Raw genomic sequence first — 14,340 nt, 5'->3', positions numbered from 1 at the left:
GGCCGGTCACCGCGATCCCGGTCCCGGTTCGATGAGCTCCGCGTAGGCGCCCATGGCCAGCGCGATGTCCACCTGCGCCCAGAAGCGGTGGTACGTGAACTGCGGGGCCGCTCCCCCGGCCAGATACGCCTCGACCTTCGGCCAGTCCGGATCGTCGCGGTAGAAGGAGCGGATGGAGGTGAAGTCGGACCCGGAGCCGATGGTGTCGCCGTTCGGCATGGTGCCGGTCCAGCCGTCCGGGACGTACACCGCGTCGTCGAAGCGGTCGTAGTCGGCGCGGGTCTCGGGCACGGCGACGCCGAGGGCGTCCCGGTGGTGCTGCCACATGCCGTCCAGGAGTGCTTTGGCCGTGCCGGCGGCCTCGGTGTGGCCGGTTGCGGCGGCGTAGTACGTGAGGGTCCTTGCGTAGGCCCCGGCCACGCCCACGTCGTTGGTGCGGTCGACGACGGATACGTGAAGTGCCGTGTTGGCGCCGGGGTTTGTGGGGCTCCAGGTGTCGGGCCGACCGGACCACTTGAGTGTGGAGGGGAAGGTGTAGGTGCCGTCGGCGGCGGTCCTCGTCTCGGAGAGCGCCCACTTCACCCACTTGTCCATGACGACCTTCGCGGCGGGGTCGTCCGTCTCGTGGAGGTACTCGGCGACGCGCTCCATCGACCAGGCCTGGAAGCCGAACCACTGGTTGGACGGCGGGTCGTGGTAGACGGGCTTCTCGTCGTAGGCCATGCCGTAGAAGGTGGGGGTGCCGGCCGGGGGCTCGGCGTAACGGCCCTGCCAGCTGTTGGTGGCGCCGCCCGCGATGGCGCCCTCGGCGGACTGCAGCCAGCGGTAGAACTCGATCTGCCGGGTCAGGCTCTTGGTCCAGTCCGCCTTGCCCGAGGCTGACTTGGGGGCGAGCGGGGCGTAGGCGCTGAGGGCGAAGGCGGCCAGGGGGTTCTGGTAGCCGCCGTGGCTGTGGCTCGATCCGATGCGCCAGGCCCAGCCCGCCGATGTGTCGGTGGCGCCGCCCCAGGCGTAGTACCAGGACAGCAGGTAGTGCGCGCTGTTCTTGCCGCTGCCGGGCGCACAGCCGGACGGGTCGGTGCAGTCGCCGATGGTCTTGAAGTACTTGTCGAACAGGGCGTAGCGCAGGTAGTCGCCCATCTTGGCCGCCTTGGCGACCGTCGCCGCGACCTCGGACTCCTTGCCCTGGGCCGAGGCCCAGACGTGCGCCCAGTAGGCGGCCTGCACCGCGCGGGCGTCGGCGTCGGGGGCGTTGGTGTACTTCCACTGCTTGGCGTAGGAGGCGTCGCCGGTGAACAGGTCGAGGTAGCCGTTCGGGCCGCCGTGCTCGAACTCGTCGCGGGTGGGGTGCGGGACGGTCTCCCAGACCGACTCCTGGGAGCCGCGCTGGAAGGTGTTGATGTAGACGGGCCCCGCGGCGTCACCGCCGTGGCCGTAGACGTTGTCGACGTCCTGGAGCCAGTGCATGCCGTAGATGTCGTCGGTGCCGTACGCGCTCCTCAGTTCGGCGGCGATGGGGTCGGCGCCTGCCTGGACCGAGGGGTCGAGCCGGGCGGGGTACTGGGACGGCTGGTCGTGTTCCGGGGCGTACGTGGCTGGTTTCGCCGCATTGTAGAAACTGTTCGTCGGCTGGTCGGCGTGGGACGGGATCATGAATTTCTCCATGGTTTCCCAGGCCGCGTTGAAACGTGTCCAGTCTCCGCTGACCTTGCCGTACATGGCCTGCAGCCAGAGCAGATAGCTGTACGCCTCGGATGTCGTCTCATGCCCGTGGTCAGGGGCTTCGACAATGAGGGTTTCGACGGAGTGGTAGGGAATACCGTCCGGCGAAAAATAGCCGTTCGCGGAATCGGTGATCTTCCCATAAAGGTCGAGGAAGCGCTGTTCGTACTCGGTGGCCGCGGGGGCGGCCTGGGCACTGTGACCTGCGGGGTTGAGCGCCACGATGACCGGCGCCAGCGCGGCTCCGGCGCCGAGGGTCAGCAGGTTCCGGCGGCTGATTTCCGGTCTGGAGGGGCCGGAGCGGGGTGATGGGGGGAATGCGGACATGCGGGGAGATCTCCTGACGGCTCGATGGGGGCGAGCTCCGCACGGGGAGCTGAGTAAGCAGTGAGGGCATCAGTGGGAGCGCTCCCAAAATTCAGCCGGATGAGCCTGATGTCAAGAGGCAGCACACGAAAGGGAGTTGTCGAATTAATTCGACGGAGGCGATCCGAGGAATCTGAAGAATCCGGCAACCTTTCTGTTCTCGGCGGCGACTTCCTGCGCCACCCCCGTTCGCCCCCGTACCCATTCAAGGAGACCGGAGTGAGCCATACCTCCCCCGCCTTCCGCCGCAGGGCCCTCGTCGCCCTGCCCGCGGCCGCCCTGCTCGCCCTCATCCCGAGCAGCGCGACCGCCTACCCCGATCCCGGCCGGGTCACCGGCGACATCGTCGTGCACGACCCGACTCTTGCTCGCACCTCATCGGGAAAGTACCTGCTCTACTCGACCGGCGACGGCCTGCAGCTGCGCACCTCCACCGACCGGATCTCCTTCGGCCGCAGCGGTTCCGCCTTCCCCGGCCGGCCGAGCTGGTGGAGCAACTACAACTCCACCGGGGACGTCTGGGCGCCCGACATCTCGTACCACGGCGGCAAGTACCTGATGTACTACTCCGTCTCGTCGTTCGGCTCGAACAAGTCGGCCATCGGCCTGGCGGGCTCCACGACCGGCGAGCCCGGCTCCTGGACCGACTACGGCGCCGTCCACACCTCGACCACGTCCAGCGACTACAACGCCATCGACCCGAACCTCTTCGTGGACGACGACGGCAAGTGGTGGCTGTCCTTCGGCTCCTGGTGGACCGGCATCAAGATGATCCGGGTCGACCCCTCGACGGGCAAGCAGTACGCGGGCGACACGACCCGGCGTTCACTCGCCTCGCGCCCCACCGGCACCAAGGCCGTCGAGGCGCCCTACATCGTCAAGCGGGGCGGCTACTACTACCTCTTCGCCTCGTACGACACGTGCTGCGCCGGCACCAGCTCCACGTACAAGATCAAGGTCGGTCGCTCCTCCAAGGTCACCGGGCCGTACGTCGACAAGAACGGCGTCGGCATGATGAACAACGGCGGCACGCCGGTCCAGGAGAGTCACGGCCGCCACATCGGCCCCGGCGGCCAGTCGGTCATGAAGGACACCGACGGCGACCTGCTCGTCTACCACTACTACGACGGCCAGGACAACGGCACCCCGAAGCTCGGCGTCAACCTCCTGAACTGGAGCTCGGGGTGGCCCGTCGCCTACTGACCCGGGCGTGAGGGGCTCAGCCCAGGCGGATCACGTTCCACGACAGCGGCTCCAGTACGGCGCTCAGCGTGCCGTCCTGGAGTGCTGTCCCGCTGACGCCGTGCGGGGTCACGCGCTCCGGCTCGGCGAGGGTGTTGCGCGCGTCGGGGTCCGCGTCCGCGAGGGCGCTGTGCTCGATGACCTCCGCCAGCTCAAGGCCATGGAGGGCGACTTCGATCGGCAGCGACTCGCTCTGGCTGCGGTTGACCGCAAAGACGGTGACGGTGCCGTCACCGGCGCGGACGGCCGTCGCGTGCAGCAGAGGCACCTCGCCGAACTTCCGCGTCCCGTGCGCGGGCGAGTCCACGCGTACGTCGAGGACCTGACCGCGGCCGTGCCGTGAGGCCTGCGCGAAGGGGAAGAAGGTGGTCTGCCGCCAGGCCGGGCCGCCGGGCTCGGTCAGGATCGGAGCGATGACGTTGACCAGCTGGGCCAGGCAGGCGACGGCCACCCGGTCGGCGTGCCGCAGCAGGGCGATCAGGAGCGAGCCGACGACGACCGCGTCCGTGACGGTGTAGTTGTCCTCCAGGAGGCGCGGGGCCTCGGGCCAGTCGCGCAGGCTCTCCTCGGCCTCCGGGTGCGGCCGGGACTGGTACCAGACGTTCCACTCGTCGAAGGACAGGTTGATCTTCTTCTTGGACTTCAGGCGGGCGCCCACGTGGTCGCAGGTGGCGACGACGTTCTCGATGAAGGACTCCATGTCGACGGCGGACGCGAGGAAGGAGTCCCGGTCGCCGTCGGTCTCCTCGTAGTAGGCGTGCAGGGAGATGTGGTCGACGAGGTCGTAGGTCTCGGCCAGCACCGTGGCCTCCCACGCGGCGAAGGTCTCCATCGACTGGCCGGAGCTGCCGCAGGCGACCAGCTCGACGTCCGGGTCCGCCTGGCGCATCGCGCGCGCGGTCTCGGCGGCCAGGCGTCCGTACTCCTCCGCGGTCTTGTGGCCGGTCTGCCACGGCCCGTCCATCTCGTTGCCCAGGCACCACATGCGGATGCCGAAGGGGCTCTTGTCGCCGTGTGCGGCGCGCAGGTCCGAGAGGGCGGTGCCGGAGGGGTGGTTGGCGTACTCCTGGAGTTCGAGGGCCTCCTCGACGCCTCGCGTGCCGAGGTTCACCGCCATCATCGGCTCGGCCTGCGGGCCGATCTTGCGCAGGAAGGCGAGGTACTCGGAGAGTCCGAAGCGGTTGGTCTCCGTGGAGTGCCAGGCCAGGTCGAGGCGGCGCGGCCGCTCGTCGGCGGGGCCGACGGAGTCCTCCCACTTGTACCCGGACACGAAGTTCCCGCCGGGGTAGCGCACGGCCGTCACCCCGAGTTCGCGGATCAGGCCGAGCACGTCGGCACGCAGCCCCGCCTCGTCGGCCGAGGGATGGCCCGGTTCGTAGATGCCGGTGTAGACGCAGCGGCCGAGGTGCTCCACGAAGGAGCCGAAGAGCCGGGGGTCGACCTCGCCCACGGTGAAGGCGGGGTCGAGGGTGAAGCGGGCGGTGCGGGGGGCCATGTAGAACCTTTCAACAGGGTTACCAGGTAAGGGTGTTACTGTCCGGCCAGACCCGTGTGGGCCACACCGCTGACGATCTGGCGCTGGAAGAAGACGAAGACGACGATCAGCGGCAGACCTGCCATGAGGCCGCCCGCCATCAGCTGCGCCCACTGGATGCCGTAGGAGTTCATGACGGTCGCGATGCCGTTCGGCATGGTCATCAGATCGGGGTTGTTGGTCACCATGTACGGCCACAGGAAGTTGTTCCAGGACGCGATGAACGTGAAGATCCCGACGGCCGAGAGCGAGGGCCTGGACAGCGGGAGGACGATCGTGAAGAAGACCCGCCAGCGTCCGGCGCCGTCGATGTACGCGGCCTCCTCCAACTCGTGCGGGATCGACTGGAAGAACTTGTAGAGGATGTAGACCATCGCGGCGGGCGCGCACTGCGGCAGGATCATGCCCCAGTAGGTGTCGACCATCCCCATGGACTGGACGGTCGTGAAGAGCGGGACCCCGAGCACCGCGGGCGACACCATCAGGCCCGCCATCACCAGGCCGAGCAGCGCGTTCTTGCCGCGGAACTCGGTGCGCGCGAAGCCGTACCCGGCGAGCGCGCTGACGAGCACCACGACGAAGGTGACGCAGACCGAGACGACGAGTGAGTTCACGAACCAGTTGGTGATGTTGCCGCTCTCGAAGAGCGCCTTCCACGCCTGGCCCGTCCATTCCTCGGGCACCCAGTGGGTGGGCACCTCGACGGCCTCGGTCTCCGATTTCAGGGACGTGAAGAGGGCCCACAGCAGGGGCGTCATCCACAGTGCGGAGACGAGGACGCCGAGTGCGGTGAGCACGATCTGGCTCGGGGTCCACTTCTTCTTGCGTACGGCAGTCTTGTTCAGGGCAGTGGCACTCATCGCACGCCCTCCTCACGCTTGCGCAGGAGCCACATCCGGCCGAGGGCGACGGCCGCGATGAGCACGAAGAAGATGATGGAGATCGCCGACGCGTAGCCCACGCGGTAGGCGGTGAAGCCCTCTTCGAGGGTGTACTGGACGAAGGTCCGGGTGCTTTCCTCGGGGCCGGGGCCGAAGTCCTGCATGACCACGGCCTGGTCGAAGACCTGGAGCGAGGCGAGGATCTGCAGGGTGACCACCAGGCCGGTGATGTTGCGCAGCATGGGCAGGGTGATGTGCACGAGCCGATGCCAGGCGTTCGCGCCGTCGAGCGAGGCGGCCTCGTACAGATGCTTCGGGATGTTCTGCAGCGCTGCCAGGAAGAGCAGGAAGCTGAAGCCGACCGTCCACCACAGGGTGGTGATCACGACGGCGAGCATGGCCGTGGACTTCTGGGTCAGCCAGGGCGTGTCGAGGCCGAAGACGTGGTTGATCATTCCGGTGCCCGGGTTGAACAGCCACTGCCACAGGTTGCCCGCGACGGTCGACGGCAGCAGGAAGGGGGCGAAGAAGCACAGCCGCCACAGCCATGTGGCGCGCTCGATGTGGTGGGCGAGCATCGCGAAGAGGAACGCGAGGACGACGATGCAGGGGACCACGAGCAGGGTGAAGTACGCGCTGTGCCCCAGGGAGTCCCACAGGAGTGGGCTGTCGAGGGCTTCGCGGTAGTTGTCTAGGCCCACGAAGCTCTCGCCGGTGCCGGAGATGTTGGCGTCGGTGAAGCTGAGCCACAGGCCGCGGCCGATGGGGAACAGCACGAACAGCGCGAACAGGACGAGGAACGGGGCGACGAACCAGCCGCCGTGCTGCACGCGACGCGTCAGCCGGGCCCGCAGCGAGTCGGCGTCCGCCGCCGGGGCGGGCCGTACGGCGGCCGGGGCGACCGCGGTGTCGACGGCGCTCATGCGGCGGACCCTCCCTCGGTGGCGGCTCTGCCTTCCATCGGGTTCTTCATCGCGACCAGCTTTTCGAGTACGTCCCTCATGCGCCGCGCGGTGGCGTCGGGCTTGGCGGAGCCGACGTTGGACGAGGCGATGACGGGGCCGATGCGCTGCGCCAGGAGGCCGGTGGATCCCGCGAACCAGGCGGGCGGCTCGACCGCCATGTGGTCCATGGCGGAGACGTACTCGGACTGTGGCTCGAGCGCCGAGTACTTCTTGTCGTCGAGCGTCGGCAGATGGGCGGGGATGTGACCGCCGCGCGCCCAGGCCGTGGCGTTCTTGACGACGTACGCGGCCAGTTGGTGGGCGCCCTCGTTGGTGGCGCCGCCGCGCCGCGACTGGTGGGGCAGGACGAAACAGTGTGACTCGGTGTGGGTGGCGGGTTTCCCGAAGACGGGCGGCAGCGGGGTCGCGCCGTACTTCAGCTTCGCGCCGCTGAAGACGGGCACCGACCAGTTGCCCTCCCAGGTGAAGGCGGAGCCGTTGACGAAGGACTCGCCGTCGGCGATGCCGATCGCGGTGGAGTAGCCGTCGGTCAGGTGCTGCCGCAGGAATTCGAGGACCTGGGTGGCCTTGCCGGTGTCGAAGGTGATGTCCCGGCCGTCGGCGCTGAGGCAGGTGCCGCCGAGCTGGGTGTAGAAGGACAGGAAGAACCACCAGGAGAAGTTCGGTTCGTCGGCCTTGATGCCGATGGTGTGCACGTCACCCTTGACGGCCTTCTTCGCTGCCTTGAGCGCCTTGAACCAGTCCTCGGTCGAGGTGACCCGAGCCAGGTCGCCGCCCGCGTCGAGCAGACCCGCCTTCTCGCACACGTCCCGGCGGTAGAAGCAGAGCTGGGCGTGGATGTCGAGCGGCAGGCCGTACAGCTTGCCGTCGACCACCGCGCGCTTCCACAGCACCGGGTCGAAGTCCGCCTCGCGCACCCCGTACTCGGCGAGCAGGCGCACGTCCCAGGGGTCCAGGAGCCGGCCGGGCGCGAAGCCGGGTATGCGGCCCAGGTGCATCACCGCGAGGTCGGGGGCGCGGTTCCCCGAAGCGGCCATGGCGAGCTTGGTGTAGTACGGGTTGCCCCACTGGAGGGTCGAGTCCTTGACGTCGACCCGGGGGTTTGCGGCGCGGAAGGCGTCGAGCATCGCGATCATGTTGGCGCCGTCGCCGCCGGAGAACAGATTCCAGTAGCGGACCCGTACGTCCGCGTCCGACGCGATCGCGGAGGCACTGCGATTCGCGGCGGCGAGTCCGAAGCTGCCCGCGACGGCGAAAGCTCCGATGCCGCCGAGCACACCTCGTCGGCTGGGGAGGGGTGGTGACATTGCGGCTCACTTCTGTTCGATATTTCGAATGCTGCTCGCAACTTCGAACGGGACCGTAAGGTCGAACACGGGGCCAGTCAACGGTTCGGACAGAGCCCGGGGTGAAGTCCCCCGAATTTCACGGCAGTTGTTCGAGATCACGAACCCCGGAAGTTCACCTCGGCCACTTCCTGCGCGATGCGTTGACGCGCCGCTCCCCGCTATCTAAGTTGCCGTTCGACCTACTGATCAGCGTTCGAAATACCGCACGAGGACTGGGGTACGCATGGCACGCAGACGATGGAGACTCGGGCTCACCCTGGGAGCCCTGCTCGCCGGAACGCTCGCCGCGGGACCCACCGCCGCGGCCGAACCCACCGACTACACCATCGACGTCGACACGGCCCGCACCGGCGCGAAGATCGACGACTCGATGTACGGCGTCTTCTACGAGGACATCAACCGCGCGGCGGACGGCGGCCTCTACGCCGAACTCGTCCAGAACCGCTCCTTCGAGTACTCCACCGCCGACAACACCGCCTACACGCCGCTGACCTCGTGGGAGACGTCCGGCGCCGCGAAGGTGCTGAACGACGACGGCCGCCTGAACGCCCGTAACCGCGCCTACCTCTCCCTGGACGGCGGTTCGACCGTCACCAACTCCGGCTACAACACCGGCATCGCGGTCACCAAGGGCAAGCGCTACGACTTCTCGGTCTGGGCCCGCACCAGCGGATCGGGGGACGGCGGTCCGGGCAAGGCTCCGCTGACCCTCGCCCTGCGCGACGCCTCGGGGGAGCTCGCACCGGCCCGCCGCGTCACCGCGCGGGGCGGCTGGGCGAAGTACAAGGCATCCTTCACCGCGGGCCGCACCTCCGCCACCGGCCGGCTCGCGGTCACCTCCGGCGCCCCCGTCGCGCTGGACGAGATCTCGCTCTTCCCACGCGACACCTACAAGGGACGCGCGAACGGCCTGCGCAAGGACCTCGCCCAGAAGATCGCCGACCTGGACCCCGGCTTCCTGCGCTTCCCCGGCGGCTGCCTGGTCAACACCGGCTCCCACGAGGCGTACGACGAGAAGTCCGGCTGGCAGCGCAAGAGGTCGTATCAGTGGAAGGACACCATCGGACCGGTGGAGCAGCGCGCCACCAACGCCAACTTCTGGGGCTACAACCAGAGTTACGGCCTCGGCTACTACGAGTACTTCCAGTTCGCCGAGGACACCGGCGCCATGCCGCTGCCCGTCGTGCCCGCCCTGGTGACCGGCTGCGGCCAGAACAAGGCCACCGACGACCCCGCCCTCCTGAAGCGGCACATCCAGGACACCCTGGACCTCATCGAGTTCGCCAACGGCCCGGCGACCAGCGAGTGGGGCAAGAAGCGGGCAGCGATGGGCCACCCCAAGCCCTTCCGCCTCACCCACCTGGAAGTCGGCAACGAGGAGAACCTCCCCGAGGAGTTCTTCGCCCGCTTCAAGGAGTTCCGCGCGGCCATCGAGGCGAAGTACCCCGACATCACCGTCATCTCCAACTCCGGCCCCGACGACAGCGGTTCGACCTTCGACAAGGCGTGGCAGCTCAACCGTGACGCGGATGTCGCCATGGTCGACGAGCACTACTACAACAGCCCACAGTGGTTCCTGGAGAACAACGACCGCTACGACTCCTACGACCGCGAGGGCCCGCAGGTCTTCCTCGGTGAGTACGCGTCGCAGGGCAACAAGTTCTCCAACGCCCTGTCCGAGGCGGCCTTCATGACCGGCCTCGAACGCAACGCCGACGTCGTCAAGCTCGCCTCGTACGCCCCGCTGCTCGCCAACGAGGACTACGTGCAGTGGAAGCCGAACATGATCTGGTACGACAACGACCAGTCATGGGGCTCGGCCAACTACGAGACGCAGAAGCTCTTCATGCGCAACGTCGGCGACGAGGTCGTGCCGTCCACGGCTTCCGGTACCCCCGCCACGTCCGGCCCCATCACCGGCGCCGTCGGCCTGTCCACCTGGGCGACCAGCGCCGCGTACGACGACGTGAAGGTCACCGGCGAGGACGGCAGGACACTCCTGTCCGACGACTTCTCCGCCGGTGACGGCAAGTGGAGCAAGGCGGCGGACAAGGGCACGTGGGCCGTCCAGGACGGCGCGTATGTCCAGTCCGACGAGACCGCGGAGAACACCCTGGTCACGGCGGGCGACAAGAGCTGGCAGAACTACGACCTGAACGTGAAGGCCACCAAGAAGTCCGGCAAGGAGGGCTTCATGATCGCCTTCGGGGTCAAGGACACCGGCAACCACTACTGGTGGAACCTGGGCGGCTGGAACAACACCCAGTCAGCCGTCGAGAAGAGCGTCGACGGCGCGAAGCAGACGATGGTCCAGGACACGACGACCATCGAGACGGGCCGCAGCTACGACCTGCGCGTGGAGGTGCGCGGGCGTCAGGTGACCCTCTTCCTCGACGGCGACAAGTGGGGATCCTTCACGGACGACAAGCCGGCCGAGCCGTTCCGCCAGGTCGTGACCCGCGACAAGGCCACCGGCGACCTGATCGTCAAGGTCGTCAACGCGCAGGGCTCCGAGGCGCGCACCAAGATCGGCCTCGGTTCGGGCACCCGCGTCGGGCGGAACGCGAAGGTGACCACGCTCGCCGCCGACCCGGCCGCGGAGAACACGAAGGACGCGACACCGGTCAAGCCGGTGACCTCGACGTTCAGGGGCGTGTCCGACACGTTCTCGTACACGTTCCCGGCGAACTCGATCACCTTCATGCGGGTCAAAACCGGCTGAAGAAGATCGTTTCGCGCGGCGCGCGCCCTGGGCACAAACGCCATCATGCCTGGTCAAACAGGTAGAGGCGGGCTCTTCGGGGGGTTCGGTTGGCGAGTGGGGACAGGGCAATGACAGGATGAGGACCATGACAATCAAGGCTTATTTCGACATCACCATCGACGGCAAGCCCGAAGGCCGCATCACGTTCAACCTCTTCGACGACGTCGTGCCGAAGACCGTGGAGAACTTCCGCGCGCTCGCCACCGGCGAGAAGGGCTTCGGTTACGCGGGCTCGAAGTTCCACCGCGTCATCCCGGACTTCATGCTCCAGGGCGGCGACTTCACCGCCGGCAACGGCACCGGTGGCAAGAGCATCTACGGCGCCAAGTTCCCCGACGAGAACTTCCAGCTCAAGCACACCAAGCCGGGCCTGCTCTCGATGGCCAACGCGGGCCCCGACTCGAACGGCTCGCAGTTCTTCATCACCACGGTCGTCACGAGCTGGCTCGACGGCAAGCACGTGGTCTTCGGTGAGGTCGCGGACGACGACAGCCTGGCCCTCGTCAAGAAGATCGAGAGCTTCGGCTCGCAGTCGGGTGCCACCAAGGCCGAGGTCGCCATCTCCGCCTCCGGCACCCTCTAGCACCCCTGGTACCCCTGGCACCTGGTGCATGAGCCCCCGCCCCCACCGGGCGGGGGCTCACCCATGCGCGGGCCCTTCAGCCGATGCCGGTCACATACCGCAGGCCGCCCAGGAGGTGATCGCGGAAGGCCGGGTCCGCGTATGCCTCCTCGGCGTGGCCGAGGGCCGTGTAGAACATCGGGCCGCCGCCGTGGTCGTGGCACCACACGAGCGGGTGGTCGGAGCCCATGCCGCCTCCCTCGTACGAGGTCTCGTCGGCGGACGCAAGGACCCGCACCGCACCGCGCGGCGAGGCCCGGAAGTCGTACCACTCGTCGGTGAACTCCCAGGTGGCGGGGAGGTGTTCGGTGGCGGGATGCGCGTGATCCTCGATGATCAGGCGGCCCGGCTGGGGGACGGGGTGCCGGGCGAAGCGCGCGCCGATGAGTTCGCCGTAGTAGGGCCAGTCGTACTCGGTGCAGGCCGCGGCGTGGACGCCCAGGAAACCGCCGCCCGCCGACCGGTGTGCGCGCAGCGCCGACCGCCCGGCCGGGGTCAGGACGTCGCCGCTGGTGGAGAGGAAGACGATCGCCGTGTAGGCGGACAGGTCCTGCTCGAAGGCGGCCGGGTCCTCGGTCGCGTCGGCCGGGCAGCCGATCCCGGCGGCGAGCTCGCGCAGGGCGGCGACCCCGGCGGGGATCGACGCGTGCCGGTAGGCGGTCGTTCGGCTGTTGATCAGCAGGCGAGGGCTCATGGCTCCCGATCGTAGGAGCCGTGGCGCGGGCGGACGTGAGGGGGAAGTGCCGGATGCGGCCGACTGCTCCCCCGCGCGCCGCGGCCCACGGTAGCGTCAGCGCCAGTAGCAGATGTCCGAACGATGTTCTAGATATCGAACGCACATGGCACCGAGGAATGGCACGTATGCCCGATCTCACGCCCCCGCCCATACCCCAGGGCTCTCGGGGGCCCACGGGTCCGCAAGGGCCCATCCGCCTTCGCGCCCACGCCCACACCGCCCTGCGCCCGGCGGCCACCGCACGGATCACCGGCGGTTTCTGGGCCGCCCGGCGGCATACCAACGCCTCGGTGAGCATTCCGCAGGGACCCGAGCGCCTCGAACAGGCCGGCAACCTGGCCAACCTGCGTGCCGCGGCGCAGGGGGCGGGAGCCTTCGCCGGGGACTTTCCGTTCCAGGACTCCGACGTCCACAAGTGGCTGGAGGCCGCCTCCTGGCAGCTGGCCGACCAGCCGGGTCCGCACGGTCTCGCCGCGGACGTGGAACGGCTTGCCGCGCTCGTCGCCGCCGCCCAGGACCCCGACGGGTACCTCCAGACGTACTACCAGGTCGCCCGCCCCGACCGGCGCTGGCGCGAGCTCGACTGGGGCCACGAGCTGTACTGCGCGGGCCATCTGATCCAGGCGGCGGTCGCCCACCACCGGGCCACCCAGGGTCGCGAACTCCTGGACGTGGCCGTCCGGTTCGCCGGGCACATCGACTCCCTCTTCGGAACGGACGCGACGGGCGAGGGAGACGAGAAGAACCACGGAATCTGCGGGCATCCGCAGATAGAGACCGCACTCGTGGAGCTGTACCGCGAGACCGGTGAGCGGCGCTTCCTCGATCTCGCGGGCCGCTTCACCGACCGCCGCGGCCACGGACTGCTCGCGGCGGTCATCGACCGCGCCCGCGATCCGGGCCCGGCGTACTGGCAGGACCACCTGCCCCTGCGCGAGGCGCCGACCGTCACGGGGCACGCCGTACGCCAGCTGTACCTCCTGGCCGGAGCCACCGACCTGGCCATGGAGACGGGCGACGTGACCCTTCGCGAGGCGCTGGAGCGGCTCTGGCACTCGATGGCCGCCACCAAGACGTACCTCACCGGCGGTGTCGGCGCACGCCACGAGGGCGAGGCGTTCGGCGAACCCTTCGAGCTGCCGCCGGACCGGGCGTACGCGGAGACCTGCGCGGCCATCGCGTCCGTGCAGTGGTCCTGGCGGATGGCGCTGCTCACCGGCGAGACCCGCTACTCCGACCTCGTCGAACGCACCCTCTACAACGGCTTCCTGTCCGGGGTCGCCCTCGACGGCGACCGCTGGCTGTACGTCAACCCGCTTCAGGTGCGTGACGATCACGAGGCCCGCACCGGCGACCAGGCTTCCCGCCGCACGCCGTGGTTCAGGTGCGCGTGCTGCCCGCCGAACGTCATGCGGCTGCTTGCCTCGCTCCCCCACTACGTGGCGAGCGGCGACGCGGACGGCCTGCAACTGCATCAGTACGCGACGGGTTCGTACACGACGTACGCGCCGTACGCGACCGGCGACTCCGACGCGGCCGGGTCCGGTGGAGCGGTCACGGTGGAGACGGACTACCCATGGAAGGGCCGCGTCACGGTCACCGTCGACGCGGCACCGGCGGACCGCGACTGGACGCTTTCGCTGCGCATCCCCTCCTGGTGCACCGAGTTCACGGTGGCCGCCCCGGACAAGCAGCACCGCACCGAAGCGGACCGGGGCTGGCTGCGGATCCGGCGCCGCTGGCTCCCGGGGGAACGCGTCGTCCTCGACCTCGCCCTCGACGTACGCCTCACGGAGCCCGATCCCCGGGTGGACGCCGTGCGCGGCTGTCTCGCCATCGAGCGCGGGCCCCTCGTGTACTGCCTGGAAGGCGTCGACCAGCGGTCGGCCCTGCGCCTCGACGAGGTGACACTGGCACCGGACGCCCGCCTCGTCACCGAGCACCGCCCGGAACTGTTGGGCGGTGTCACGGTCGTCACCACCACCGGCCACCGCCGCTCGGACGGGACGCCTGCGCCGTTGACCGCGGTGCCGTACCACGTGTGGGCGAACCGCGACGACGGAGCCATGCGGGTCTGGATTCCGCGGAGCTGACGGACGCCGCCGGATCCCCGGGCCCTCCCGCCCCGGCAGTTGAGCGCACCCTCACCCGCGTACGTA

Annotated in this window: 9 protein-coding genes and 1 pseudogene; 4 read left to right on the top strand and 6 right to left on the bottom strand. The window is 68.8% G+C overall.

The features are described from left to right. Nucleotides 1-6 precede the first annotated feature (6 nt). Nucleotides 7-1,890: pseudogene (locus tag ACWD02_RS14670) on the bottom strand (glycoside hydrolase family 48 protein); the annotation flags it as partial. Nucleotides 1,891-2,307: 417 nt separating this feature from the next. On the opposite strand from ACWD02_RS14670, the gene ACWD02_RS14665 reads away from it, so the two are divergent. Continuing rightward, the gene (locus ACWD02_RS14665; protein ID WP_451209432.1) at nucleotides 2,308-3,291 is read left to right on the top strand and encodes an arabinan endo-1,5-alpha-L-arabinosidase; all 984 of its coding nucleotides are present in this window, start codon (nucleotides 2,308-2,310) and stop codon (nucleotides 3,289-3,291) included. A gap of 16 nt (nucleotides 3,292-3,307) precedes the next feature. Here the strand turns inward: ACWD02_RS14665 and arfA are convergent, their stop codons facing one another. The 4 genes from arfA to ACWD02_RS14645 are packed head-to-tail and all read right to left on the bottom strand — an operon-like array spanning nucleotide 3,308 to nucleotide 8,017. Further along, nucleotides 3,308-4,825 (bottom strand): arabinosylfuranosidase ArfA, encoded by a 1,518-nt coding sequence (arfA, locus tag ACWD02_RS14660; protein WP_451209429.1) that lies wholly within the window; start codon nucleotides 4,823-4,825, stop codon nucleotides 3,308-3,310. Nucleotides 4,826-4,860: 35 nt separating this feature from the next. Further along, on the bottom strand, nucleotides 4,861-5,724 hold the full coding sequence (locus ACWD02_RS14655) for a carbohydrate ABC transporter permease (protein WP_451209426.1): 864 nt from the start codon (nucleotides 5,722-5,724) through the stop codon (nucleotides 4,861-4,863). Beyond that, nucleotides 5,721-6,668, bottom strand: a complete 948-nt coding sequence (locus tag ACWD02_RS14650) for a carbohydrate ABC transporter permease (protein ID WP_451209424.1) — start codon at nucleotides 6,666-6,668, stop codon at nucleotides 5,721-5,723. Before ACWD02_RS14650 ends, ACWD02_RS14655 begins: the two co-directional genes overlap by 4 nt. Continuing rightward, nucleotides 6,665-8,017, bottom strand: a complete 1,353-nt coding sequence (locus ACWD02_RS14645) for an extracellular solute-binding protein (RefSeq protein ID WP_451209421.1) — start codon at nucleotides 8,015-8,017, stop codon at nucleotides 6,665-6,667. Before ACWD02_RS14645 ends, ACWD02_RS14650 begins: the two co-directional genes overlap by 4 nt. 265 nt (nucleotides 8,018-8,282) lie before the next feature. Here ACWD02_RS14645 and ACWD02_RS14640 point away from each other — a divergent pair, with 265 nt between their 5' ends. Continuing rightward, entirely contained in the window at nucleotides 8,283-10,781 is a 2,499-nt protein-coding gene (locus ACWD02_RS14640; RefSeq protein ID WP_451209418.1) for an alpha-L-arabinofuranosidase C-terminal domain-containing protein, read from the top strand. A gap of 127 nt (nucleotides 10,782-10,908) precedes the next feature. Then, a complete protein-coding gene (locus ACWD02_RS14635; protein ID WP_451209415.1) occupies nucleotides 10,909-11,406 on the top strand; it encodes a peptidylprolyl isomerase in 498 nt (165 codons plus the stop codon). A gap of 76 nt (nucleotides 11,407-11,482) precedes the next feature. Here the strand turns inward: ACWD02_RS14635 and ACWD02_RS14630 are convergent, their stop codons facing one another. Next, nucleotides 11,483-12,139, bottom strand: coding sequence for a ThuA domain-containing protein (locus ACWD02_RS14630; protein ID WP_451209412.1), 657 nt, complete (start codon nucleotides 12,137-12,139; stop codon nucleotides 11,483-11,485). Nucleotides 12,140-12,306: 167 nt separating this feature from the next. Here ACWD02_RS14630 and ACWD02_RS14625 point away from each other — a divergent pair, with 167 nt between their 5' ends. Then, nucleotides 12,307-14,274 (top strand): glycoside hydrolase family 127 protein, encoded by a 1,968-nt coding sequence (locus ACWD02_RS14625; RefSeq protein ID WP_451209409.1) that lies wholly within the window; start codon nucleotides 12,307-12,309, stop codon nucleotides 14,272-14,274. The last annotated feature ends 66 nt before the right edge of the window (nucleotides 14,275-14,340 follow it).

The organism is Streptomyces sp. NPDC002853, from assembly GCF_053591915.1.
The sequence above is the reverse complement of the archived record's forward strand: the minus strand, read 5'-3'. Positions and strand labels throughout refer to the sequence as shown.

Coding starts and splice junctions, on each gene's coding strand:
- arfA (WP_451209429.1), bottom strand. CDS start 4,825: ATGGCCCCCCGCACCGCCCGCTTCACCCTCGACCCCGCCTTCACCGTG.
- ACWD02_RS14655 (WP_451209426.1), bottom strand. CDS start 5,724: ATGAGTGCCACTGCCCTGAACAAGACTGCCGTACGCAAGAAGAAGTGG.
- ACWD02_RS14650 (WP_451209424.1), bottom strand. CDS start 6,668: ATGAGCGCCGTCGACACCGCGGTCGCCCCGGCCGCCGTACGGCCCGCC.
- ACWD02_RS14645 (WP_451209421.1), bottom strand. CDS start 8,017: ATGTCACCACCCCTCCCCAGCCGACGAGGTGTGCTCGGCGGCATCGGA.
- ACWD02_RS14640 (WP_451209418.1), top strand. CDS start 8,283: ATGGCACGCAGACGATGGAGACTCGGGCTCACCCTGGGAGCCCTGCTC.
- ACWD02_RS14635 (WP_451209415.1), top strand. CDS start 10,909: ATGACAATCAAGGCTTATTTCGACATCACCATCGACGGCAAGCCCGAA.
- ACWD02_RS14630 (WP_451209412.1), bottom strand. CDS start 12,139: ATGAGCCCTCGCCTGCTGATCAACAGCCGAACGACCGCCTACCGGCAC.
- ACWD02_RS14625 (WP_451209409.1), top strand. CDS start 12,307: ATGCCCGATCTCACGCCCCCGCCCATACCCCAGGGCTCTCGGGGGCCC.